This is a genomic window from Pseudomonas citri (assembly GCF_025336485.1).
GTDB classification, from domain to species: Bacteria; Pseudomonadota; Gammaproteobacteria; order Pseudomonadales; family Pseudomonadaceae; genus Aquipseudomonas; species Aquipseudomonas citri.
The window spans coordinates 333,556-354,845 of record NZ_JAODAB010000003.1 but is presented as its reverse complement, the minus strand read 5'-3'; the positions used below and the strand labels follow the sequence as shown (position 1 = coordinate 354,845).

Sequence of the window (21,290 nt, the reverse complement as noted above, 5' to 3'; positions counted from 1 at the left end):
GCCACAGGGGACGGGCTAGTCTTCGAGGCCGCGGCGTTCGATGACGGCAAACATGTCTGTCACGTCCTGAACCAGGATCCGGGCGACGTTGGTGATGGTGTTGATGTCGCTTGCCGCCGAATCGCGCAGGCTGCTGCAAGCGACCAGGGTCAGGTAGTCGAGCGTGGCGTGCAGGCGTTCGCTGGCGCAGGCGTGGAGCTCGGGGAGTGGGGCTTGGGTGTCGATCAGCAAGACGGGGTGGGTGGTGGCGGTTTGGGTGAGGGGGGTGAAGCGGCTGGATGGTTGATTCGTTGGCATAAGGTTGCACTCATTCGATAGAAAGAATCGCCACCTTTTTGCTGCGAATCAAATGGGTGGCAGTTGCGCGAGGGTTCGCAGACCGAGGAACCAATCCAAAACTCGGCAGACCCGAAAGTCTCCCGCGCGCAACCGCCATAAAATGAACGCGGGCAAGTTTGCCTGAATTTCATTTGACGGTATCCAGATTTGTTCACTCGGGCTGCGAAACCCAATCACCGGCCAAAACCAGCGACGACCCAACTATAGAAGTCGATTCCGGCAGCCACAACCGACCTGTAGGACGCACACCGCTCCCTGTGGCGAGGGGATTTATCCCCGCTCGGCTGCGCAGCAGCCGTAAAACCACGGTCCACGGTGTGCCTGGCGAAACGAGGTGTATGGTTTGGGGCCGCTTCGCAGCCCAGCGGGGATAAATCCCCTCGCCACGGGAAGTAAATTCCTACGAGATTTTCGGAAAGCCGATTGCCGCTGCCACGGGAGTGCGCAGGTGTCTGTGGGAGCAAAGCTTGCTCCGGGCGGCGATCCGACGATGCAGGCACCTCGGCTCCCCGGAAAACGGCGCCGCCTTCATCGCGGGCAAGCCTTGCTCCCACAGGGCGCGAGGCTGATACCGTGCGCCATAAAACATTTGCCAGCCGTACGCCGACAAGCCAAGCTGCAAGCCGTTTCAATGCGCCTTTCAATACGGAGTGATCAAATGACCGGCTATGGCCTTTTTCTACTTCTGGCGACCCTGACGGTGCTCAGCCCCGGGCCCGGTGTGGTGCTGACGCTTTCCAATGCCTTGCGCCATGGCTGGAGCGGTTCGTTGCCGGGCATCCTGGGAATTGCGTCGGGCGCTTTTATCGTGGCGGGCATTTGCGCCAGCAGCCTGGGGTTGATCCTGGCCGCCTCGGCGACAGCTTTCACGATTCTCAAGTACATCGGCGCGGCGTATTTGTTGTACCTGGGGATCAAGATGTGGCGTACCCAGCGCTTCATTCCGGAACTCAAGGACTCGTCGCCGCAGCCATGGCGGCGATTCGTCGAGGCGTTGTCGATCCAGTTGCTCAACCCCAAGGCGGGTTTCTTTTTCCTGGCGGTGTTCCCGCAGTTCATCCACGCCGAGGGGGAGTATTACAGCCAGTTTTTCACGCTGGTCTCGTCCTACAGTCTGATCGTGGTGCTGGTGCATTCCGGGTATGCCCTCATGGCACACAGTGCCAGGGGCTGGCTCACCACGAACAAGGGCGCGAGGATCGTGGGCAGGCTGTCGGGCGCCACCTTCCTGGGCTTTGGCGTGCTGATGGCTTCTGCGAGCAAGTGATGCCGGCTCAACGCCTGCCCACCCGTGTACTCACGTCCACCCACACCGCCAGCACCAGGATGCTGCCCTTGACGATCATCTGCCAGTAGCTGTCCACGTCGAGCATCGACATGCCGTTGTCCAGGCTGGTAATGACCAGGGCGCCGAGGAGGGCGCCATAGACGGTGCCGGAGCCGCCGCGCATGGAGGTGCCGCCGATGAAGCAGGCGGCGATGGCGTCGAGTTCGCCCATGTTGCCCGCCGACGGTGAGCCGGCGGCCAGGCGGGCGGTGTTGACCACGCCGGCCAGGGCGCACATCACGCCCATGATGCCGAAGATCCACAGCTTCACCGCTTGCACGTTGATGCCGGACAGTCGGGTGGCTTCCATGTTGCTGCCCACCGAATAGACCCGGCGACCGAACACGGTCTGGCTGGTGACGTAGCTGAACACCCCCAGCAGGATCAGCAGAAGCAGCACCGGCACCGGAATGCCGTCGTAGCTGTTGAGGGTCTGGACGAAGCCGGCCAGTACCGCGCCGATCAACACCACGCGCAGTACGTCACGCACCAGGGAGTGCGCCGCCAGGCCATGGAGCGCGCGATTGCGCCGCTGTTTCCAGGTCAGGAGAAGCGTCAGGACGAACAGCAGGATGCCGAGGGCGGCCCCGACCGTATGCGGCAAGTAACCCTGGCCGACGTAGACCAGTTCCGCAGACACCGGGGCGATGGTGGTGCCGCCGGTCACCCCCAGCAGGACGCCGCGAAACGCGAGCATGCCGCCCAGTCCGACGATGAACGAGGGTATGCGCAGGTACGCCGTCATGTAGCCGTTGCCCAAGCCGATCACCAAGCCACACAAGGCCACCAGGCTCAGGTTCGCCAGCAGCGGAATGTGATAGACCACGTCGAGAATCGCCGCCAATCCTCCCAGTAACCCAAGCAATGAGCCCACCGAGAGGTCGATCTCGCCGCTGATGATCACCAGCACCATGCCGCAGGCAAGGATCCCGGTGATGGACATCTGCCGCAGCAGGTTGGAGAGGTTGCGCGGGGTCAGGAACCCGCCGTCGGTCTGCCAGCTGAAAAACAGCCAGATCACCGCCACGGCGATCACCAGGGCGAGCATCTTGTAGCGGGAGAAGAGTTGTTTGACCTGATTCATCTACGCGGACTTCCGATCATTATTGTTATGGCTGAGCGCGGCGGCGAGCACCTGTTCCTGGGTGAGTTCGTGGTTGATGAAGTCGCCGCGCAACTGGCCTTCGCCGATCACCAGCACGCGGTCGGAAACCCCCAGCACTTCGGCCAGTTCCGAGGAGACCATGATGATCGACACGCCTTCGGCCGCCAGCGCGCCCATCAGCTTGTAGATCTCGTACTTGGCGCCGACATCCACGCCGCGGGTGGGCTCGTCGAGGATCAGCACGCGGGGTTGGGTCAGCAGCATTTTCGCCAGCACGGCTTTCTGCTGGTTGCCGCCAGAGAGGCTGGTGATCGGCAGGAACGGGCTCGCGGTCTTGAGGTGCATGCGCGAGATTTCCCGGCCGATACTGCCCAGTTCGGCTTCGGCGTCGATGCGGGTCAGCTTCGAGAAGTTCTCCAGCACGGCCAGGGTGATGTTCTGGCCCACGCCGAGGTCCGGAATGATGCCTTGGCGCTTGCGGTCCTCGGGGACCATGCACAGGCCGGCGCGGATGGATTTGAGCGGCGTGCAGGTGTCGATCGGTTGGCCGTCCAGCCAGACCTCACCTTCGTAGCGCCCCGGGTAGGCGCCGAACAGCGCCGAGACCAGTTCCGTGCGGCCGGCGCCCACCAGCCCGGCGATGCCGAGGATTTCCCCGCGTTTGAGCACGAACGAAATGTCATCGACCCGTTTACGCCGGGGGTTGTCGACGTCGTAGCAGGTGACGTGGCGCGCCTCGAAAATCACCTCGCCGACGGCATGGGGTTCGGTGGGGTAGAGGTTGCTCATCTCCCGCCCGACCATCTGGGTGATGATCTTCGGGATGTCCATGTCCGTCATGGCGGTCGTGGCGATGTGTTTGCCATCGCGGATCACCGAAATGGTGTCGCACACGGCGGCCACTTCATCGAGTTTGTGGGAGATGTAGACGCAGGCCACGCCCTTGGCCTTGAGGTCGCGGATGATGTCCAGCAGCACCTCGATTTCCGCGCGGGTCAGGGCCGAGGAGGGCTCGTCGAGAATCAGCAACCGCGCCTGCTTGTTCAGTGCCTTGGCGATTTCCACCAGTTGCTGGTAGCCACCGCCGTACTGGGACACCGGCAGCGAGACGTTCATGTCCGGCACCTTGAGTTCCCGCATGAGGGCTTCGGCGCGGTGGATCATCGCCGGGTAGTTCATGCGCCCGCCGGGCAGGGTCAGTTCGTGGCCCATGAAGATGTTTTCGGCCACCGACAGGTCGGGGACCAGGGTCAGTTCCTGATGGATGATGACAATCCCGGCGGCTTCGGTTTCGCTGATCGATTGCGCCTTGAGCGGTTGCCCGTCCCAAAGGATTTCGCCGTCCCAGGTGCCATGGGGGTAGACCGCCGACAGCACTTTCATCAGCGTGGATTTGCCGGCGCCGTTCTCGCCGCACAAGCCGACGCATTCCCCCGGCCGGACCTGGATGTCGATGCCGTTGAGGGCTTTGACACCGTTGAAGGTTTTGACGATGCCGTTCATTTGCAGCAGGTAGTCGGACATGGCGAGGGCTCGTATGCAAAGGGCTCAGGCATCACTCCGATGCCAGCCAGTCACGTAACCTCCGGGAGCGAGCAGGCCCGCTCCCAGAGGATCTTCGCTTAACCAGAGATTTGTGCTTTGGTCACTGCCCGGCAAGCTGCGCCTTGGTGTAGAACCCGTCCTTTTCCAGCAGGTCGATGTTGTCCTTGGTCAACGGTGTCGGCGTGAGGAGGATGGTGTCGACTTTCTTGCTGCCGTTGTCGTACTGCGAGCTGAAGGTCGGTTTTTCGTTGCGCGCCAGTTGCACCGAGAGTTTGGCCGCTTCGCTGGCGATCAGTTTCAGCGGTTTGTAGACGGTCATGGTCTGGGTGCCGTCGAGCACGCGCTTGACCGCTGCCAGGTCGGCGTCCTGGCCGGAGATTGGCACCTTGCCGGCCATTTGCTGCGCAGCCAGGGCCTGGATGGCGCCGCCGGCAGTGGCGTCGTTGGAGGCGACGATGCCATCGATCTTGTTGCCGTTACGGGTCAGTGCGTTCTCCACGATGCTCAGGGCTTCGGTGGGGTTCCATTCCTTGACCCACTGCTGGCCGACAATCTTGATGTCACCCTTGTCGATGGCCGGTTGCAGCACCTTCATCTGGCCTTCGCGCAGGACCTTGGCGTTGTTGTCGGTGGGCGCGCCGCCGAGCAGGAAGTAGTTGCCCTTCGGTGCCGCCTTCAGCACGCCGCTGGCCTGCATCTCGCCGACCTTTTCGTTATCGAAGGAAATGTAGGCGTCGATGTCGGCGTTGAGGATCAGCCGGTCGTAGGACACCACTTTGATCCCGGCCTTCTTGGCTTCGGCGACGGCGTTGGTCAGCACGGTGGCGTTGAACGGCACGATGACGATCACGTCGACACCACGGGAAATGAGGTTTTCGATCTGCGAGATCTGCTTCTGCTCGTTGGCGTCGGCGGACTGGACGAAGACCTTGGCGTCGAGTTTTTCCGCCGCCGCGACGAAATAATCGCGATCCCGCGACCAGCGCTCCAGGCGCAGGTCATCGATGGAGAAACCGATTTTCGGATGGGCTGCGTCGGCCATGACCGGCAGGGAGAGCAGGGCGAGGGCGCCGGCGAGCAGGGTGCGTTTTACTGTTTTCATGTGGTGCGTCCTTTTATTGTTGTTTGAAAGACACTGCCTGACGATGAGCGTGATACCGGTGGAACTGTAGAGAGTCGCGGGGCGTTGTGGGCACAGATTTGTCGCGAGAATGTAACAGCCCCGCGCGCCCTGCATTGCCCATGGTCAGCGATGGATAAACCGGTTGACCACGTTCTCGAGCATCTCCTGCCGTCCGCTGACAGCCTGGGGATTGAGGTCGTTGGTAAAGGCATGTTCGGCCAGCGATTCAAGGCTGAAATCACCGGCCAGCACCGCTTGGCCAAACGGTTGTTGCCAGCCGGCGTAGCGCTGGTCCTTGAAGGCCTGCAACTGATCGTTCTGCACCATGGCCGCTGCGCGCTCCAGGGACAGGGCGAGCACGTCCATGGCGGCGACGTGACCGTGGAACAGGTCGAGTTCATCCACGCTCTGGCGTCGGACCTTGGCGTCGAAGTTGAAGCCGCCGTGACCGAAGCCCCCGGCCTTGAGGATTTCGTAAGTGGCCAGGGTCATCTCCTCGACGCTGTTGGGGAACTGGTCGGTGTCCCAGCCGTTCTGCGGATCGCCACGGTTGGCGTCGATGCTGCCGAAGATCCCCAGCGAGATGGCCGTGGCGATTTCGTGGTGGAAGCTGTGCCCGGCCAGGGTCGCGTGGTTGGCCTCGATGTTGACCTTGATTTCCTTCTCCAGGCCGAACTGCTGCAAAAAGCCGAACACCGTGGCGCTGTCGTAATCGTACTGGTGCTTGGTGGGTTCCTGGGGTTTGGGTTCGATCAGCAAGTCACCCGTGAAGCCGATCTTGTACTTGTGCTCGACCACCATGCGCATGAAGCGGCCCAGCTGTTCGCGCTCGCGCTTGAGGTCGGTATTGAGCAGGGTTTCATAACCTTCACGGCCGCCCCACAACACGTAGTTGGAGCCTTTGAGGCGTTGGGTGGCGTTCATGGCGCTGAACACTTGCGCGGCGGCGCAGGCGAACACTTGCGGGTCCGGATTGCTGGCGGCGCCGGCGGCAAAGCGTGGGTTGCTGAAACAGTTGGCGGTGCCCCACAGCAGCTTGATTCCGGTTTGTTCCTGATGCCGCTCCAGATGATCGACCATCTGCGCGAAGTGGTTGCGGTACTCCTTGAGCGAATGACCTTCCGGAGCGACGTCGGTGTCGTGGAAGCAGTAGTAGTCGATGCCCAGTTTGGAGAAGAACTCGAACGCCGCTTCGGCCTTGCCAATGGCCATTTCCATCGGGTCTGCGGTGTGCTGCCATGGGCGCCGGAAGGTGCCGGCACCGAACACATCCGACCCCGGCCAGACGAAGGTATGCCAGTAGCAGACCGCCATGCGCAGGTGCTCGCGCATGGGTTTGCCGAGGACCCGCTTGTCGGCGTCGTAGTGGCGAAAAGCGAGGGGCGAGTCGCTGGCGGGGCCTTCGTAGCGGATCTTGTCGACACCGGGGAAGTACGGCATGTGCGGTTTCCTTTTTATTCTTGGCGGTGCCTCGATACTAAACCCGGCCTCCTGGCTGCTGATTATGAAAATCACCAACCGGTCGTTCGATTTTGAGTATTGAGATTCGTCGTTTGCGCGCCTAGTCTGTGGGCACTGGCACAGGGCGAAACCCATGAAGACAGTCCCTCCCGTACACCGCATCGCGCTGTTGTTCAACGGCAGCAAGATCTACGACCGCGGCATCATCAGTGGCATCGGCAACTATTTGAGCAGCACGCGCGCGTCCTGGGACTTGTTCCTCGAGGAGGATTTTCTCTGTCGCCTCAAAGGCATCGAGCGTTGGCAGGGCGACGGGATCATCGCCGATTTCGATGACCCGCTGATTGGCGAGGCACTGGCGGGAATCAAGCTGCCAGTGGTGGCGGTGGGCGGTTCTTACCAGGATGAGCGGGCCTATCCCAAGGGCATTCCCTATGTCGCCACCGACAATGACGCACTGATCAGGCTGGCCTACGAGCATTTGATCGAGGCCGGGTTGACGCGCTTTGCCTGCTTCAGCCTGCCCGAGGCGCAATCCAATCGCTGGGCCCAGGAACGGGAAAAAGCCTTTCGCCGATTGCTGCAACGCGACGGCTTGCCGGTCGAGATCTACCGTGGCATGGGCACCAGTGCGCCGCTTTGGGACAGCGCCGTCGAGCAGCAGATCGCCTGGCTGCAAAGCCTGCCCAAGCCCATCGGCATCATCGCCGTCAGCGACGCCCGCGCCCGGCAGCTGTTGCAAGCCTGCCTGACCGCCGGGATCGCGGTGCCGGAGCAAGTGGCGTTGATCGGCATCGACAACGATCCGCTGACCCGCAGCCTGACGCGAGTGCCGCTCAGTTCGGTGATCCAGGGCACCGAAACCATGGGCCGCACTGCCGCGCGCCTGCTTCATCAGATGCTGCACGGCATGCCCTCCACCGGCACGCAGATCCTGGTGCCGCCCGATGCGATCAACGTACAGGTGTCGAGCCTGCATCAACCGTTGGGCAACCCTTATGTCATGCAGGCCTTGCTCTTCATCCGCCAATACGCCTGCCAGGGCATCAAGACCGCGCAGGTGGCGGCCTATGTGGGGGTATCGCGCTCGTCACTGGAAGCGCATTTTCGCAAGGCGCGGGGCTGCAGCGTCCACGACGAAATCCTGCGTTTCAAACTCGCGGCAGCCGCCAAAAGCCTGGAAAACACCGACTCGCCGATTGCTGATATCGCGCACAATTGCGGCTTCAAATCGGCGCAATACCTGCACACGGTGTTTCGCCGCGAATTTGGCTGCACGCCGCGGGAATATCAGCAGGGGGCAAATACGGCCATTCACTGACCCACTGCCGAACCGCTTTTGTGTTTAACCGATGTACCACCGAGTTGTGCTTGTGGCACGGTTGTTGGCTTCATTGAATTATTTAGGGAAGGATGGAATGACGCTCAGGGTGATGGTGGTCGGCGGTTATGGAAACTTCGGCAGTATCGTTAGCAGGCACCTGATGGTGATGCCTGGCGTACAGCTGGTCATTTCGGGGCGCGACTCCCAGAAATTGCTGCGCAAAGTCGACGAGTTGAACGCTCAGTCGGATGCTGTCTGTGAACATTGGTGCGGTGATGCGATGGGGCCGGATTTCAAATCTGCCCTTGGCTTGATGAACATCCAGTGGGTCGTTCATACCGGCGGCCCTTTCCAAGGGCAATCCTATGCCGTTGCCGAAAGCTGCATCGACGCTGGCGTGAATTACTGCGACTTGTCGGACAGCAGGGGGTTTGTCACCGGCATTGGCGTACTGGATGGGCGGGCAAGGGCGGCCGGCGTGGCGATCCTCAGCGGTTGCAGCTCAGTGCCAACGCTCTCGGCCGCGATCATCGATCAACAGCGGCATCGCTTCAAGCGCATCGACTCGATTGAGCACGGTATTTCCTCTTCGGCCAAGATGCCGGGGCTGTCCACCGTCGAAGGCGTTCTTGCCTATGCGGGTAAGCCGATCAAACAACTCAAGAATGGCCGAGTGCATGAGGTCCTGGGATGGCAGGATCTGACGCTTCGCAGAATGCGGTCCATGGGGACCCGGGTGCTGGCCAATGTCGATGTGCCGGACATGGATATCTTCGCCAGTCGCTATGGTGCCCGGACGCTGAGTTTCAAGGCCGGCTCCGGCCTGAAACTGGGGGGCGTCGCCAACTACCTGCTGGCCCAGGCAATGAGGACCGGAATGGTTCGTGACCACGTCCGTTGGGCCGCCAGGCTTCATCGCTGGGGACTCTGGTTCGAACGATTTGGCGATGGTAAAAGCGCGATGTACATCGACGTCCATGGCATCGGTGTCAATGAACAGCCGCTGTCCATGAGTGTCCAGCTCACCGCCATGAACGACAAGGGCCCGGAAATCCCCAGCTGCGCAGCCGTTGCCCTGGTGGCCAAAGTCGCCCAAGGGTATCGGCCCGAGCCCGGTGCCCGGGCCTGTGTGGGTGAAATCGCCGTCGACGAATACATGGCCGCCATCAATGACCCCGAAAACTTGAGCATGTCCGTGCGCTTCTCTGACGAGCGGGGCTGACCGATGCTCTACCTTTGCCTGAAGTACCTCCACGTCATTGCCGCGATCTTCCTGTTCGGCTTCGGCATGGGCTCCTACCTCTACCTGATCGCGGCGAGCCGCACCGCCAATCCTCAGGTCATTGCCCACGTGGCCCGAACGGTCGTGCGGTTCGATACCTGGATTACCACGCCGGCGGGCTTTATCCAGATAGGGACGGGTTATCTTCTGCTGACGCTTGCCGGACTTCCCCTGACCACGGAATGGATCATGACGTCGCTGATCATCTTCTTTTGCGTCGGCGCGCTCTGGCTTCCGGTGCTGGTGCTCCAGAAGCGGCTCTACGTGATGGCTTCGAGCGCGGCTGGGGATCGGCGCGTACTGGATGAGCGCTATTCGTCCGTGTATCAGAAATGGTTCTGGATGGGCGTGTTGGGCTTTTTGGGGATGTTCGTCATTGTGCTGATCATGGTGACGAAAATGACGCCGCTCCAGTGGGTTGTGCTGCTGATGGGCTAGGGATCGATCGGTTCCACCGCGTTGGCCTCAGACGTTGGCTCCTTCAAGAAACGTTGTTCGTGATCCGGGTTTGGCAAAAGACAAATGTCGTGTTTGCCAAAAAGCCGATAACGATTCAGCGCGATGCGATCGTAGGTCCAATCCCGCAGGATGCGAGGAATATAGCGAAGCAGTTTCACCGGACGCCAGGCAGGGGGCAGCAGGGCCACCACTTCGAAAATTGCATCCGAACGCACCCAGTAGTGCCGATCGCGTACCACAGCCATGGTGTCGAACTGCTGCAAGGGCAAGCCTGCCCAGGCAAGCAAGGCTTGTCCTTCGGGTGATTGCACAGAGGCCAACCGGACGCGTCGGGAGCGGTCGTGGCGGATCAGAAAACGCACCCAGCCATTACACAGTTTACAAACACCATCGAACAAGACCACTGTCTCGCCTGATTTGAGCAACGGCGCGGGTGAGGGGCGAGTTTGGGAGCTGGGCATAAATGTGGGTCTGCATGTCACCAAGTTACCCGGATAATACGCGTGATACAGCGTCAAAGGGCGCCCGAAAGGGGGGCTCGACCCTGATGAGATCACCACTAGGCGTGATCAATGAGCAGGACGCCGCGTGGGTGCAACAATGGGCGGAGCGGGCGCAAGGCGGTGTTGGGGTTCGACCGGAAAGGGCCTGCTGACATATCGGTGGGAGCGCAACTATTGCCAGTAGTAATAGTGACCATCACCAAATGCAAGTTCTGCTTTGCCGACAATCACTGGAGAATCACCGCCATCGAACACGCAGTCCAGTATTTTATTTCCAGGATAGACCCATGCGCCCTTTATTTTCGCTCTCCCTGGCGTTTGCTTCGTTGTTGCTTGCCGGTTGTGCCTCCGCGCCGAACGACCCGACCCTGACCCTGCAGACCAGCAAGACGCCGGCCCAGTACGCCGACTGCGTCGTGCCGAAATTGCAAGGCAGCGCGTTGAGTCCCACCGTCTCGCAGACCTCGCGCAGCTACCGGATCGTGGTGCCGAGCAAGGTCTCGGCGGACAACGTGCTGGAAGCCTACAAGGCTGGCGAGGGCGGCAAGGTGTTCCTCTACGAGCGCCACTTGCTGGCCTCCAACTTCCTGCCTTCGAGTTTTGAACGTGCCGCACAGGACTGCCTCTGACGGCGACACGTAACCGCTTTGCACCGCGCTCCTTTGGTTGGCCGCAACCAACCAATTCCCTTGCCCCGCACCGTATTCGGTCGCGGGGCTTTTTTTAGGCTTTGTACGAAAAGTGCCTGCGCGACGATCATGCTGCGTTGAAAACAAGCTCGGAATGCTCATTTACAGCCAGTAAACTGCGCTTCCTCGCCTGTTTTCGCCTTGCCTGATCGCCGCTCGGCGACTTTTCGTACAAAGCCTAGCGGTTGTCATCGCCTGCCCACCGGATAATGTTCGATACGGCATGCATGCTCGTTACCGTCGCCCTTGCAGATGCCGTTCAGGTAGCGATAGTCGATCCGCAGCGATTGCCCTTTGGCCGGCCATTGCCTGCGCGCAAGGGTGGCTTGGTAATCAGGCGTTTCAGGCGTGAAAGTGATCGTCGTTCCGGCCTCCGGGCATTGCACCGTGGGCGATGCCGGACGGACTTTCAGGAGCTGGGCCTTGAGCTGCGGGTAGGGTTTTTTCACGACTTCAGTGATGCGCAGGTCCATGCGGCAAATCTGCCAGGTCGCCGCTTGCGCAGGCGCGCAGAGTATGGAAAGCGTCAAGACCAATAGGGCATGGCACGTTGTGTGTGGATTCCTGGGGCCCATCTTCATCCTGCCTTCCTGTATTTTTTTACGTTTTCTTTACGGTAGCCGTTTCTAGCCGCAAGGATACTGGCCGCGACTTGCCTGGCAATGGCCGGAGCTTTTCCCCGTGACCCAAGAGACGCGACCCTTGAGCGAGACAGCAACCGGTGCACACGTAGATTCCCCAGCCAGGACGTCAGGAATGGGGTTGCTCATTGCAGCCGTCGGGGTGGTGTATGGAGACATTGGCACCAGCCCGTTGTACACCCTCAAGGAGGTGTTCGCCGGGCACTATGGTGTCCGGGCCGATCAGGACGGTGTGCTGGGCATCCTGTCGTTGATCTTCTGGTCATTGATCTGGGTGGTGTCGATCAAGTACGTGCTGTTCATCCTGCGCGCCAGCAACCAGGGCGAGGGCGGGATCATGGCCCTGACGGCATTGGCCCGGCGGGCGGCGAGCCCTTACCCACGGCTGAGCAGGGTATTGGTCCTGCTTGGCTTGTTCGGGGCTGCGTTGTTCTATGGTGACAGCATGATCACGCCGGCCATTTCCGTGCTGTCTGCCGTTGAGGGGTTGCAGTTGGCTTTCGACGGGGTCGAGCGTTGGGTCGTGCCTTTGTCGCTGATCGTGCTGGTGGCGCTGTTTTTGATCCAGAAGCATGGCACGGCGCGCATCGGCATTTTGTTCGGTCCGATCATGGTGTTGTGGTTCGTTATCCTGGGTGCGCTGGGGGTTCATGGAATCGTGCAGCGCCCGGAGGTGCTGCAAGCGCTCAACCCCTATTGGGGGGCGCATTTCTTTATCGCTCATCCGGGGTTGGGCCTGGCTATCCTCGGCGCCGTGGTCCTGGCCTTGACGGGCGCCGAAGCGCTGTACGCCGACATGGGGCATTTTGGACGCAAGCCTATCGCCCGTGCCTGGTTCCTGCTGGTGTTGCCTGGACTGTTGCTCAACTATTTCGGCCAAGGCGCGCTGATCCTGGGCAACCCGGAAACGGTGCGCAACCCGTTTTATCTGTTGGCGCCTGAATGGGCCCTGCTGCCGATGGTGGCGCTCGCCACACTGGCCACCATCATTGCTTCCCAGGCGGTGATTTCCGGGGCCTTTTCCCTGACTCGCCAGGCCATCCAGCTAGGGTACGTGCCGCGTATGTTCATCCAGCACACCTCCAGCCAGGAACAGGGCCAGATCTACATCGGCACGGTGAACTGGGCGCTGATGGTCGGCGTCGTGCTGCTGGTGATCGGTTTCGAGTCTTCCAGTGCGTTGGCTGCAGCCTATGGCGTCGCCGTGACAGGGACCATGTTGATCACCACGTTGTTGTCGGCGGCTGTCGTGCTGTTGCTCTGGAAAACTCCGCGCTGGCTGGCGATCCCGATGCTGATTGGCTTCCTGCTGGTGGACAGCCTGTACTTCGCCGCCAATGCGCCGAAGATCGTTCAGGGCGGTGCCTTCCCGGTGATCGCCGGTATTGCGCTGTTCGTGTTGATGACGACCTGGAAGCGTGGTCGCAAGATTGTCGTAGAACGCCTGGATGAATCGGCACTGCCGCTGCCACTGTTCATCAGCAGCATCCGTTCGCAGCCTCCGTATCGCGTACAAGGCACGGCGGTGTTCCTCACCGCCAGGTCCAACGCCGTGCCTCACGCGTTGTTGCACAACCTGCTGCATAACCAGGTCTTGCATGAGCAGGTGGTACTGCTCACCGTGGTTTCCGAGGACAGCCCACGGGTTGCGGATGACCGGCGTTTCGAGGTCGAGGCATATGGCGAAGGCTTCTTCCGGGTCAGCCTGCACTTCGGCTTTATCGAAGAGCCCGATGTCCCGTTGGCATTGAGTCTGTGTCACTTGGCCGAGCTGGACTTCAGCCCGATGCGCACGACCTATTTCCTGAGCCGAGAGACGATCATCGCGACCAAACGCATTGGCATGGCCCGCTGGCGCGAACACCTCTTTGCGTTCTTGCTGAAGAACGCCAACAGCAACCTGAAGTACTTCAAGTTGCCGTTGAATCGGGTGATCGAGTTGGGGACGCAGGTGGAGATGTAGGGAAGGGGCGCTGGGGCCTGCTGTGCAGGCCAGCGGGAGCAAGCTCCCTCGCCACGGGGGGGCGGTGGCCCCCTGGAGTCGGAAATCCAGCTTAGGCTCTGTACGAAAAGTCTTGAGGCGAAGGTCAGGCAAGGCGAAAACAGCCGAGGAAGCGCAGTGTACTGGAGTACATGAGCATTCCGAGGCTGTTTTCAACGCAGCATGAACGAGTCTCAAGGCTTTTCGTACAGAGCCTAGCCCGAAGTGTAATAACGCCTATGGCAAATTATTCGATGTTGGCCCGCCTCGCTATTTGACGCTTGCGCGGCCATCGGCTTTTCTTGTGCTGAACGAAGTAACCATTACTTCATATAAGCCAGCCGCTACAGAGCGCTCAGCATGGATGTTTGTGCGTGCCTTCCAACGTTGATCACTCCTATTGTTGAGCCGCTTTTCGATACCAGGAGGCCGTCATGCAATTAAAGGAAGCTACTGTCGGACCGATTGTTGGCTATACCGACTCCAAACACACTCGCCTCTGGTTCAGGGGGACGCTGGAGGCGCCTACCCCGGATACTTATAATCGCTGCTTTGGTGCCCTCCGATTGCGTGAGAAGAATGGGAAGTGGCAAAGCGTCATGCACAATAAAATGTCACCTAACTTCGACATGACGGCGGTTTTCGTCTTGCAAGGATTGAAGGCGCAAACACAGTACGAATATCAGGTGGGCTGGATCATTCTCGACACCGAACTCGAAGGTTTTTCGTCCATTCCGGACACGACCTTCGTTTTTCCTGAAAAAATATTCAGTTTCCGCTCAGGAAAAAATAAAGGTTCAACCAGCCGATCCTATGTCGCAGGCTCTTGTCGCTATTTGCTCAAGCTGTTCGGCTTGAACATTTTCGATGACCGTGGCGACAAGATGTTCCAGAGCATCCTTAAACATGCCGAGACCAATGGGCTCGATGGGGTCGTCATGGTGGGGGACCAGATTTACGCGGACGACCTGAATTTTGTCTCGCCGGACACTCGGATCAACGAATTTTTCGAACGTTACCGCCAGGCCTTCAAGCAGCCATACATTCGAGAGTTGATGTCTCGCTATCCGACCTACATGATCCTGGATGATCACGAAATCGAAGATAACTGGCCCAGCAATGCAGACGTCGTTGATTGGAAAACGCTCTATCCCGCCGCCATACATGCCTACCTGACCTACCAGGCCAGTCATTCGCCCTTGTACGAAGTTTCTTCCGAGTCGCGCATAGAGGGGGTGCCGAACAAGTTGTGGTATAGCTTTTCCGATGGGCTGATCGACTGGTTTTTCATGGACTCGCGAACCGAACGTTCCGCCCCCGGCAGGCCCGTGAAAATGATCAGTGATGTTCAGATGGATGGACTTCTCAACCACCTGAAATCCAACAAAGGCGGTTATAAGTTCGTGGTCACTTCGGTCCCCATGTTCCCGGATTTTACTTCGGAGACGGGCGATAAATGGATGGGCTATCCCGAACAACGGGAAGTGATCCTATCCTTCATAAAAAAAGAAAAAATCAAGAAGGTCTATTTTCTTTCTGGCGACGTGCATTGTTCCTTTTGCGCGGAGCTGACGTCACAAAGCGATCCGGATTTTCGGGTTTATCAAATCGTCTCTTCGTCTTTTTTCTGGCCTTATCCGCACATGAGTGCATCGGGGTGCATCATCGGGCCGGTCAAGTCGATCGTCGAACCGCAGGATTATGTCGCTACGCTGAGGTCGGAGGTTTATTCCGACGACAATTTCTCTGTCATAGACGTCAAGAAGGAGTCAGTCACGGTTTCTTTTTACGATAGAAAAAACAAACCGCTGGGTGGCAGTACGGTACTCAAATCTTAAAGTTTGCCCGGCCATCGCCAGCAGCAAGGCCGGGCATTGCATTCACGCCTGCTTCGATCCCCCTCCAATCTGCCAGACATAGGGCGGTTCGGTGCCGTTGATTTCCCAGTCGCCGATGATGCGCTCCTTGTAGATCAGCGGGTTATGGGAGGCGGCGGTACGGGCATTGCGCCAGTGGCGGTCGAGGGCTTTGCCGGTGCTGGTGGCCGAGGCGCTGAGGGCATTGAACAGGTCGCTGGTGGCGCGGAGCACCAGGTCGGAGATGACGACCTGGGCCTGGGCCGACTCCAATTCGGCCAGGATGTTGGCGGTGTGTTCCTGCTCGGCGTCCTGGCCGAAGCGGCTTTCGTAGGCGCGTTGGGAGGCGCCGGCGGCGCGCAGGGTGGTGGCTTCGGCGGCATAGACCTGGCTCGATGCCTTGCCAATCACTTGCTGCACCTGCACGTCCTGGCTCACCTCGCTGGCGTTGCCGGTGCTGAAGATTCGTGTGCGAGTGCGCACCTGCTCGGTGAAATCACGTACCGCCGCACGACCGGCGCCGGTCTGTACGGCCAGCAGGACCAGTTGATAGAACGCGGTCTGGTACTTGAAGCGGGTCGCAAAGTCGATGAGGTTTTCGGCGTCGACCACGGCATTTTCGAACACTGACGTCCCGCTGCCGGTGGTGCGCTGGCCGAAACCGTCCCAGTCATCGCTTTGCTTGACGCCCGGTTGGTGCGCGCGCACGGCGGCAATCACATCGCTACCGTTGTCGTCACGCTGGGCGTACAGGTCGATCCAGTCGGCGAAAATGCTGCCGGTGCTGTAGTACTTGGCGCCGTTGACCACCCATTGTTCACCTTGGCGGGAAACCCGGGTGCCGACCTCGCCGACTTTCACGCTGCCCACTTCCGTCCAGGCATTGCCCACCAGTTCACCGTCGATGAAGCGCTTGAACCAGGTGTCCTGTGGGCTGCTGGCGTGGGCGTTGAGGCGATCCTCGACAAAGGCGAAGTGTCCGCGCAGGGCCTGTGGCAGGTTGGAGTCGGCCTCGGCCAGCTCGATCAGCAGTTGCAACAACTGCGGTAACGAGGCGCCGGCGCCGCCGTATTCGATGGGGACACGCACCGCGCCAAAACCGGCTTGCGTGAGCCACTTCACGGGTTCGAAGGGTAGGCTGCGCGTTTGCTCGCGCTCCAGGGCGCCGGCCTGGATGCGCGCGAAGATCGGCCGGAAGCGCTGGGCCAAGACATCATAGTCGGTGCCGGTGGAAAGGACAGGTGGCAGGTGTTGTTGCTGTGCGGTCATGGTGACGTTCCTTCTGATGACGAGAGGTCGAGCGGTGTCAGTGGTCATTGCACAGTCCATGCCCGACGGCGTGGGCCTTTAGAACCTGGGGATTCACAGCGCCGCAGAGCGCCGGGCCTGTGGTTCAGCGAACAATGTGTTGGGCGACTGTGCGCCGGGCAACAGCGGGGGCGATCTGGCGGGTGTTGGCAGGGCAACAGCGACTCGACAGCTTGTCTGTCCAGGGACAGCGAATGCTCTGTCTTGTTGATTAACTGATTGATTTAAAAAGAAAAATACAACTGGCACGGTTGCTGCTCAAGACCTTGTGCAGACGCTGAGGTGGCGTCTTCCAGCATGAGGAAGTACCGACATGAGCCAGGACCCGATCAAATTTGCCTACTGGGTGCCCAACGTCAGCGGAGGTCTGGTGGTCAGCAAGATCGCACAGCGCACCGACTGGGGCATCGCCTACAACCGCAAGCTGGCGCAGATCGCCGAAGAGGCGGGTTTCGACTACGCCTTGACCCAGATCCGGTTCACCGCCGGCTATGGTGCCGAGTATCAGCACGAGTCCGTGGCCTTCAGTCACGCCTTGTTGGCGGCCACCACGCGCTTGAAAGTCATCGCCGCTGTGTTGCCAGGCCCCTGGACGCCTTCGGTGCTGGCCAAGCAGATCGCGACCATCGACAACTTAACCAACGGCCGGGTGGCGATCAACGTGGTGTCGGGCTGGTTCAAGGGCGAGTTCACCGCCATTGGCGAGCCGTGGTTGGAGCACGATGAGCGCTATCGCCGTTCCGAAGAGTTCATCTCCGCGCTCAAGGGGATCTGGACCACCGACAACTTCACGTTCCGTGGCGACTTCTATCGCTTCCGCGATTACACCCTCAAGCCCAAACCGTTGCAGCAGCATCCCGAGATCTTCCAAGGCGGCAGTTCCCGGGCGGCGCGGGACATGGCGGCCAGGGTGTCGGACTGGTATTTCACCAACGGCAACACCGTGGAAGGGGTCAAGGCGCAGGTCGATGACATCCAGGCGAAAGCGGCGGCCAACCAGCATAAGGTCAAGGTCGGTGTGAATGCCTTCGTCATTGCCCGCGACACCGAGGAAGAGGCCCGGGCGGTGCTCGCCCAGATCATCGACCAGGCCGATCCCGAAGCCGTCAATGCGTTCGGCGATGCCGCGAAGCAGGCCGGCCAGGCCAGCCCGGAAGGCGAGGGGAACTGGGCCAAGTCGAGCTTCGAAGACCTGGTGCAGTACAACGACGGCTTCAAGACCAATCTGATCGGCACGCCACAGCAGATTGCCGAACGGATCGTCGCGCTCAAGGCGGCGGGGGTGGATCTGGTGCTCGCCGGTTTCCTGCACTTCCAGGAGGAAGTCGAGTACTTCGGTCGTAAAGTCTTACCGCTGGTGCGTGAGCTGGAACAGCGCAAGGCCCCGGTCAGAACGGCGGCAGTCGCTTAGGCGCGGGAGGCAGCATGGGCACGTTCACCGACATACCCCAAGCGCGACCGACCAGCTTGCCCCAGTGGTTGCAGCGACAGGCGCATCAGCACAGCACCGACGTCGCGCTGCGCCACAAGCACCTGGGCGTCTGGCAGGTGCGAACCTGGGAGCAACTGGCCGACGAGGTACAGCGCTTGGCGAGTGCCTTGCAGGCCCGTGGTTTTTCGGCGGGCGCGACTTTGGCGATCATCAGCGGACCCAGGCCGCAGGCGTTGCTCGCTGCCTTGGCTGCGCAGTGGCTGGGTGGGGTGGCCAGCCTGTTCGATCCGCAGCAGGCAGCGGCCGAGCAGGTGCAACTGCTCGGCACCTTGCAGCCGGATTTCGTCCTGGTCGAAGGCTTGGAGGAAGTCCGGCGCCTGCGCGTCGCGCAAGTGGCCCCGCGGGTGCTGGTTTACCTCGAAAAGCGTGGTCTGGCGGATTCGGTTTTGGCTGATCAAGCGTTGGATTACGCCGCGCTGGTAGCCCAGCGACCCAGCGCTGAACTGCTGCCCCATCCCCATGGGCGAGTGCAGCAAGCAGCCTTTGTCTTCTATCGCGGGTCTGGACAGGCGATTGAAGAGCAACGCATCAGCCACGCCGAGCTGTTGCAGGAAGGCCAGCGCTTGGTCATGCGCGAAGGCTTGGGCCGCCAGGAAGAAGCCTTGGCCGCGCGGGCTTTTGCCTCGGGCGGACAGGCCCGCTATCTGCTGGCGCCCTGGCTGATTGGCGGTTTTCGCCTGAATTTTCCAGAGAACCTGGCGACCCGTGATCGCGACCGTCGCGAGCTGGGGCCAACCCTGGTGGCCGGCACCCGTGAAACCTACGAACGTTTGCACCGCTATGCGCTGGAGCGTTTGCCGGAACCAGGCGGTTGGGCGCGCGGGTTAGTGGAGTGGGCGCTGGCGGAGCACCCGGGACTGTTGCAGCGGCACCTGGGCCATTGGCTGGTTCGCCGGCCGCTGCGCGATGTGCTGGGTTTTTCCCGGACCCGCGCGCCATTGTTGGTGGGCGATGCCTTGTCGCCCGAGACCCACGCATTTTTCCAGGCGTTGGGCATCCAGGTTCGCCAGTGGAGCGATTCGGCCCAGTGGGACGTGTCCACGATTCTTGTGGAGCCAATCATCGATGACTGGGCTGGGCGCCAGTCGCAACTGGCTTGAGAGGAGACGTCCCATGACCGAGGTGACCACCCCGCATTTGCTTGAACTGGAGAATATTTCGCTGTCATTCAAGGGTGTCAAAGCGGTCACGGACATTAGTTTTCGTGTCGCTACGGGTGAAATCTGTGCCTTGATCGGCCCCAACGGGGCCGGCAAGAGTTCGCTGCTCAACGTCATCAGTGGCGTATACCGGGCTCAAGAGGGACGCATACGGTTTGATCGCCAGGAGCGGCGCCGGATGCGCCCCCACGACGTGGCGGTACGCGGCATCGCCCGTACCTTCCAGAACATCGCGCTGTTCAAGGGCATGAGCGTGCTCGACAACGTGCTCACCGGGCGCAACCTCAAGCGCCGCAGCAGCTGGATCGAGCAGGCACTGCGCATCGGTCGAGCGCGCGCCGAGGATGACGTCCAGCGCGAAGCGGCGGAACGGGTCATGGCATTCCTGCACTTGCAGCCTTGGCGCGACGTCCTGGTGGGCACGCTGCCCTATGGCTTGCAGAAACGCGTGGAGCTGGCCCGTGCCTTGGCCGCAGAGCCTCGGCTATTGCTGCTGGACGAACCCATGGCCGGGATGAATGCCGAGGAAAAACAGCAGATGAGTCGCTTCATCGTCGACATCAATCGGGAACTGGGCACCACCGTGGTGTTGATCGAGCACGACATCGGCGTGGTCATGGGCATCAGCGACCACGTGGTGGTGCTCGACTACGGTCGCAAGATCGGCGACGGCGCGCCCGAACACGTACGGCAAAACCCTGAGGTCATTGCGGCTTACCTGGGTACTCGCCACTGACATTGGCGATGCGCTGCCTTCTCATCAGGGAGGGCAGACAAGTTGCGCCCGCAGAACAGGAATGAGTATGGAATTTTTCTTTGAAGTATTGATTGGCGGGTTGTTGGCGGGAGTGATGTACGCCCTGGTGGCGATCGGGTTTGTGCTGATCTACAAGGCCTCCGGCGTATTTAACTTCGCCCAGGGCGCGATGGTGCTGTTTTCGGCGCTGACCTTCGTGAGTCTGCTGGAGCGCGGAGTGCCGTTCTGGCTGGCGTTTCTCATCAGCCTGGCGGCGATGCTGGTGGTGGCGGTGCTGGTGGAGCGCGTGGTGCTGCGCCCGCTGGTCAACCGCTCGCCCATCACGCTGTTCATGGCCACCCTCGGGCTGTCCTATGTCATCGAAGGGTTCGCCCAGGCGCTGTGGGGCGCCCAGGTGCATGGGCTGGAACTGGGCATCAGTGACGAGCCGTTGGAATTGGGCGGGATGCTGCTGTCGCAGTTCGACATTTTTGCCGCGCTGACGGCGGCGGTCCTGGTGCTGCTGTTGTCCTGGCTGTTCAACAAGACCCGGCTCGGGCTGTCATTGCGCGCAGTGGCCGATGACCCGCTGGCGGCGTTGGCGGTGGGCATTCGCTTGCAGCGGGTCTGGGTGGTGGTGTGGGCGGTGGCGGGGTTTGTCGGGCTGGTTGCCGGCCTGCTCTGGGGCGCGCGCCTGGGGGTACAGTTTTCCCTCTCGCTGGTGGTGCTCAAGGCCTTGCCGGTGCTGATCATCGGTGGCTTCACCTCCATCAGCGGCGCGATTGTCGGCGGCTTGATCATCGGTGCTTCGGAGAAGTTGGCGGAGGTTTACCTCGGGCCCTTCATCGGCAGCGGCATCGAAAACTGGTTTCCCTATGTGCTGGCGCTGGTGTTTTTGCTGGTGCGTCCGGCTGGGCTGTTTGGCGAGCGCGCCATCGAACGGGTTTAAGGGGACAGCA

19 protein-coding genes are annotated in these 21,290 nt (G+C 60.7%); 11 read left to right on the top strand and 8 right to left on the bottom strand.

Annotated elements, in window-relative coordinates; all coding sequences use genetic code 11:
- Positions 1–15 precede the first annotated feature (15 nt).
- Positions 16–297, bottom strand: coding sequence for a fructose-bisphosphate aldolase (locus N4Q37_RS05615; RefSeq protein WP_260955906.1), 282 nt, complete (start codon positions 295–297; stop codon positions 16–18).
- A 700-nt stretch (positions 298–997) separates the two neighbouring features.
- On the opposite strand from N4Q37_RS05615, the gene N4Q37_RS05610 reads away from it, so the two are divergent.
- Entirely contained in the window at positions 998–1,606 is a 609-nt protein-coding gene (locus tag N4Q37_RS05610) for a LysE family translocator (RefSeq protein WP_260955905.1), read from the top strand.
- 7 nt (positions 1,607–1,613) lie between these two features.
- On the opposite strand, the gene N4Q37_RS05605 is transcribed toward N4Q37_RS05610, so the two are convergent.
- From N4Q37_RS05605 to xylA, 4 genes are all read right to left on the bottom strand, one after another.
- Positions 1,614–2,750 carry a sugar ABC transporter permease gene (locus tag N4Q37_RS05605; RefSeq protein WP_260955904.1) on the bottom strand — a complete coding sequence of 379 codons (1,137 nt, stop codon included), beginning with the start codon at positions 2,748–2,750 and terminating at the stop codon, positions 1,614–1,616.
- On the bottom strand, positions 2,751–4,295 hold the full coding sequence (gene xylG / locus N4Q37_RS05600) for a D-xylose ABC transporter ATP-binding protein (RefSeq protein ID WP_260955903.1): 1,545 nt from the start codon (positions 4,293–4,295) through the stop codon (positions 2,751–2,753).
- 121 nt (positions 4,296–4,416) lie between these two features.
- On the bottom strand, positions 4,417–5,418 hold the full coding sequence (gene xylF, locus N4Q37_RS05595) for a D-xylose ABC transporter substrate-binding protein (RefSeq protein WP_260955902.1): 1,002 nt from the start codon (positions 5,416–5,418) through the stop codon (positions 4,417–4,419).
- A gap of 144 nt (positions 5,419–5,562) precedes the next feature.
- Entirely contained in the window at positions 5,563–6,879 is a 1,317-nt protein-coding gene (xylA, locus tag N4Q37_RS05590; protein ID WP_260955901.1) for a xylose isomerase, read from the bottom strand.
- Between the two features lie 154 nt (positions 6,880–7,033).
- Here xylA and N4Q37_RS05585 point away from each other — a divergent pair, with 154 nt between their 5' ends.
- The 3 genes from N4Q37_RS05585 to N4Q37_RS05575 all read left to right on the top strand — a co-directional run bounded on the left by N4Q37_RS05585 (position 7,034) and on the right by N4Q37_RS05575 (position 9,944).
- Positions 7,034–8,221, top strand: coding sequence for a XylR family transcriptional regulator (locus N4Q37_RS05585; protein WP_260955900.1), 1,188 nt, complete (start codon positions 7,034–7,036; stop codon positions 8,219–8,221).
- Positions 8,222–8,318: 97 nt separating this feature from the next.
- Entirely contained in the window at positions 8,319–9,446 is a 1,128-nt protein-coding gene (locus N4Q37_RS05580) for a saccharopine dehydrogenase (RefSeq protein WP_260955899.1), read from the top strand.
- 3 nt (positions 9,447–9,449) lie between these two features.
- Positions 9,450–9,944 (top strand): DUF2269 family protein, encoded by a 495-nt coding sequence (locus N4Q37_RS05575; RefSeq protein WP_260955898.1) that lies wholly within the window; start codon positions 9,450–9,452, stop codon positions 9,942–9,944.
- Here the strand turns inward: N4Q37_RS05575 and N4Q37_RS05570 are convergent.
- A complete protein-coding gene (locus tag N4Q37_RS05570) occupies positions 9,941–10,426 on the bottom strand; it encodes a thiol-disulfide oxidoreductase DCC family protein (RefSeq protein WP_260955897.1) in 486 nt (161 codons plus the stop codon). The two genes, N4Q37_RS05575 and N4Q37_RS05570, sit on opposite strands and share 4 nt — an antisense overlap.
- Before the next feature lie 329 nt (positions 10,427–10,755).
- On the opposite strand from N4Q37_RS05570, the gene N4Q37_RS05565 reads away from it, so the two are divergent.
- A complete protein-coding gene (locus tag N4Q37_RS05565; RefSeq protein ID WP_260955896.1) occupies positions 10,756–11,097 on the top strand; it encodes a hypothetical protein in 342 nt (113 codons plus the stop codon).
- Positions 11,098–11,345: 248 nt separating this feature from the next.
- On the opposite strand, the gene N4Q37_RS05560 is transcribed toward N4Q37_RS05565, so the two are convergent.
- The gene (locus tag N4Q37_RS05560; protein ID WP_313958312.1) at positions 11,346–11,630 is read right to left on the bottom strand and encodes a hypothetical protein; all 285 of its coding nucleotides are present in this window, start codon (positions 11,628–11,630) and stop codon (positions 11,346–11,348) included.
- 229 nt (positions 11,631–11,859) lie between these two features.
- On the opposite strand from N4Q37_RS05560, the gene N4Q37_RS05555 reads away from it, so the two are divergent.
- Both N4Q37_RS05555 and N4Q37_RS05550 read left to right on the top strand, forming a co-directional pair.
- On the top strand, positions 11,860–13,761 hold the full coding sequence (locus N4Q37_RS05555; RefSeq protein WP_390897895.1) for a potassium transporter Kup: 1,902 nt from the start codon (positions 11,860–11,862) through the stop codon (positions 13,759–13,761).
- 452 nt (positions 13,762–14,213) lie between these two features.
- Entirely contained in the window at positions 14,214–15,617 is a 1,404-nt protein-coding gene (locus N4Q37_RS05550; protein WP_260955894.1) for an alkaline phosphatase D family protein, read from the top strand.
- Between the two features lie 42 nt (positions 15,618–15,659).
- Here the strand turns inward: N4Q37_RS05550 and N4Q37_RS05545 are convergent, their stop codons facing one another.
- Positions 15,660–16,904 carry an acyl-CoA dehydrogenase family protein gene (locus N4Q37_RS05545; RefSeq protein WP_260955893.1) on the bottom strand — a complete coding sequence of 415 codons (1,245 nt, stop codon included), beginning with the start codon at positions 16,902–16,904 and terminating at the stop codon, positions 15,660–15,662.
- 352 nt (positions 16,905–17,256) lie between these two features.
- Here N4Q37_RS05545 and sfnG point away from each other — a divergent pair, with 352 nt between their 5' ends.
- The 4 genes from sfnG to N4Q37_RS05525 all read left to right on the top strand — a co-directional run bounded on the left by sfnG (position 17,257) and on the right by N4Q37_RS05525 (position 21,280).
- A complete protein-coding gene (sfnG, locus tag N4Q37_RS05540) occupies positions 17,257–18,354 on the top strand; it encodes a dimethylsulfone monooxygenase SfnG (protein ID WP_260955892.1) in 1,098 nt (365 codons plus the stop codon).
- A 14-nt stretch (positions 18,355–18,368) separates the two neighbouring features.
- Positions 18,369–19,535, top strand: coding sequence for an AMP-binding protein (locus N4Q37_RS05535; RefSeq protein WP_260955891.1), 1,167 nt, complete (start codon positions 18,369–18,371; stop codon positions 19,533–19,535).
- Positions 19,536–19,548: 13 nt separating this feature from the next.
- Positions 19,549–20,331 carry an ABC transporter ATP-binding protein gene (locus tag N4Q37_RS05530; RefSeq protein ID WP_260955890.1) on the top strand — a complete coding sequence of 261 codons (783 nt, stop codon included), beginning with the start codon at positions 19,549–19,551 and terminating at the stop codon, positions 20,329–20,331.
- A 67-nt stretch (positions 20,332–20,398) separates the two neighbouring features.
- The gene (locus N4Q37_RS05525) at positions 20,399–21,280 is read left to right on the top strand and encodes a branched-chain amino acid ABC transporter permease (RefSeq protein WP_260955889.1); all 882 of its coding nucleotides are present in this window, start codon (positions 20,399–20,401) and stop codon (positions 21,278–21,280) included.
- Positions 21,281–21,290: the final 10 nt, after the last annotated feature.

Coding starts and splice junctions, on each gene's coding strand:
- N4Q37_RS05615 (WP_260955906.1), bottom strand. CDS start 297: ATGCCAACGAATCAACCATCCAGCCGCTTCACCCCCCTCACCCAAACC.
- N4Q37_RS05610 (WP_260955905.1), top strand. CDS start 998: ATGACCGGCTATGGCCTTTTTCTACTTCTGGCGACCCTGACGGTGCTC.
- N4Q37_RS05605 (WP_260955904.1), bottom strand. CDS start 2,750: ATGAATCAGGTCAAACAACTCTTCTCCCGCTACAAGATGCTCGCCCTG.
- xylG (WP_260955903.1), bottom strand. CDS start 4,295: ATGTCCGACTACCTGCTGCAAATGAACGGCATCGTCAAAACCTTCAAC.
- xylF (WP_260955902.1), bottom strand. CDS start 5,418: ATGAAAACAGTAAAACGCACCCTGCTCGCCGGCGCCCTCGCCCTGCTC.
- xylA (WP_260955901.1), bottom strand. CDS start 6,879: ATGCCGTACTTCCCCGGTGTCGACAAGATCCGCTACGAAGGCCCCGCC.
- N4Q37_RS05585 (WP_260955900.1), top strand. CDS start 7,034: ATGAAGACAGTCCCTCCCGTACACCGCATCGCGCTGTTGTTCAACGGC.
- N4Q37_RS05580 (WP_260955899.1), top strand. CDS start 8,319: ATGACGCTCAGGGTGATGGTGGTCGGCGGTTATGGAAACTTCGGCAGT.
- N4Q37_RS05575 (WP_260955898.1), top strand. CDS start 9,450: ATGCTCTACCTTTGCCTGAAGTACCTCCACGTCATTGCCGCGATCTTC.
- N4Q37_RS05570 (WP_260955897.1), bottom strand. CDS start 10,426: ATGCCCAGCTCCCAAACTCGCCCCTCACCCGCGCCGTTGCTCAAATCA.
- N4Q37_RS05565 (WP_260955896.1), top strand. CDS start 10,756: ATGCGCCCTTTATTTTCGCTCTCCCTGGCGTTTGCTTCGTTGTTGCTT.
- N4Q37_RS05560 (WP_313958312.1), bottom strand. CDS start 11,630: ATGGACCTGCGCATCACTGAAGTCGTGAAAAAACCCTACCCGCAGCTC.
- N4Q37_RS05550 (WP_260955894.1), top strand. CDS start 14,214: ATGCAATTAAAGGAAGCTACTGTCGGACCGATTGTTGGCTATACCGAC.
- N4Q37_RS05545 (WP_260955893.1), bottom strand. CDS start 16,904: ATGACCGCACAGCAACAACACCTGCCACCTGTCCTTTCCACCGGCACC.
- sfnG (WP_260955892.1), top strand. CDS start 17,257: ATGAGCCAGGACCCGATCAAATTTGCCTACTGGGTGCCCAACGTCAGC.
- N4Q37_RS05535 (WP_260955891.1), top strand. CDS start 18,369: ATGGGCACGTTCACCGACATACCCCAAGCGCGACCGACCAGCTTGCCC.
- N4Q37_RS05530 (WP_260955890.1), top strand. CDS start 19,549: ATGACCGAGGTGACCACCCCGCATTTGCTTGAACTGGAGAATATTTCG.
- N4Q37_RS05525 (WP_260955889.1), top strand. CDS start 20,399: ATGGAATTTTTCTTTGAAGTATTGATTGGCGGGTTGTTGGCGGGAGTG.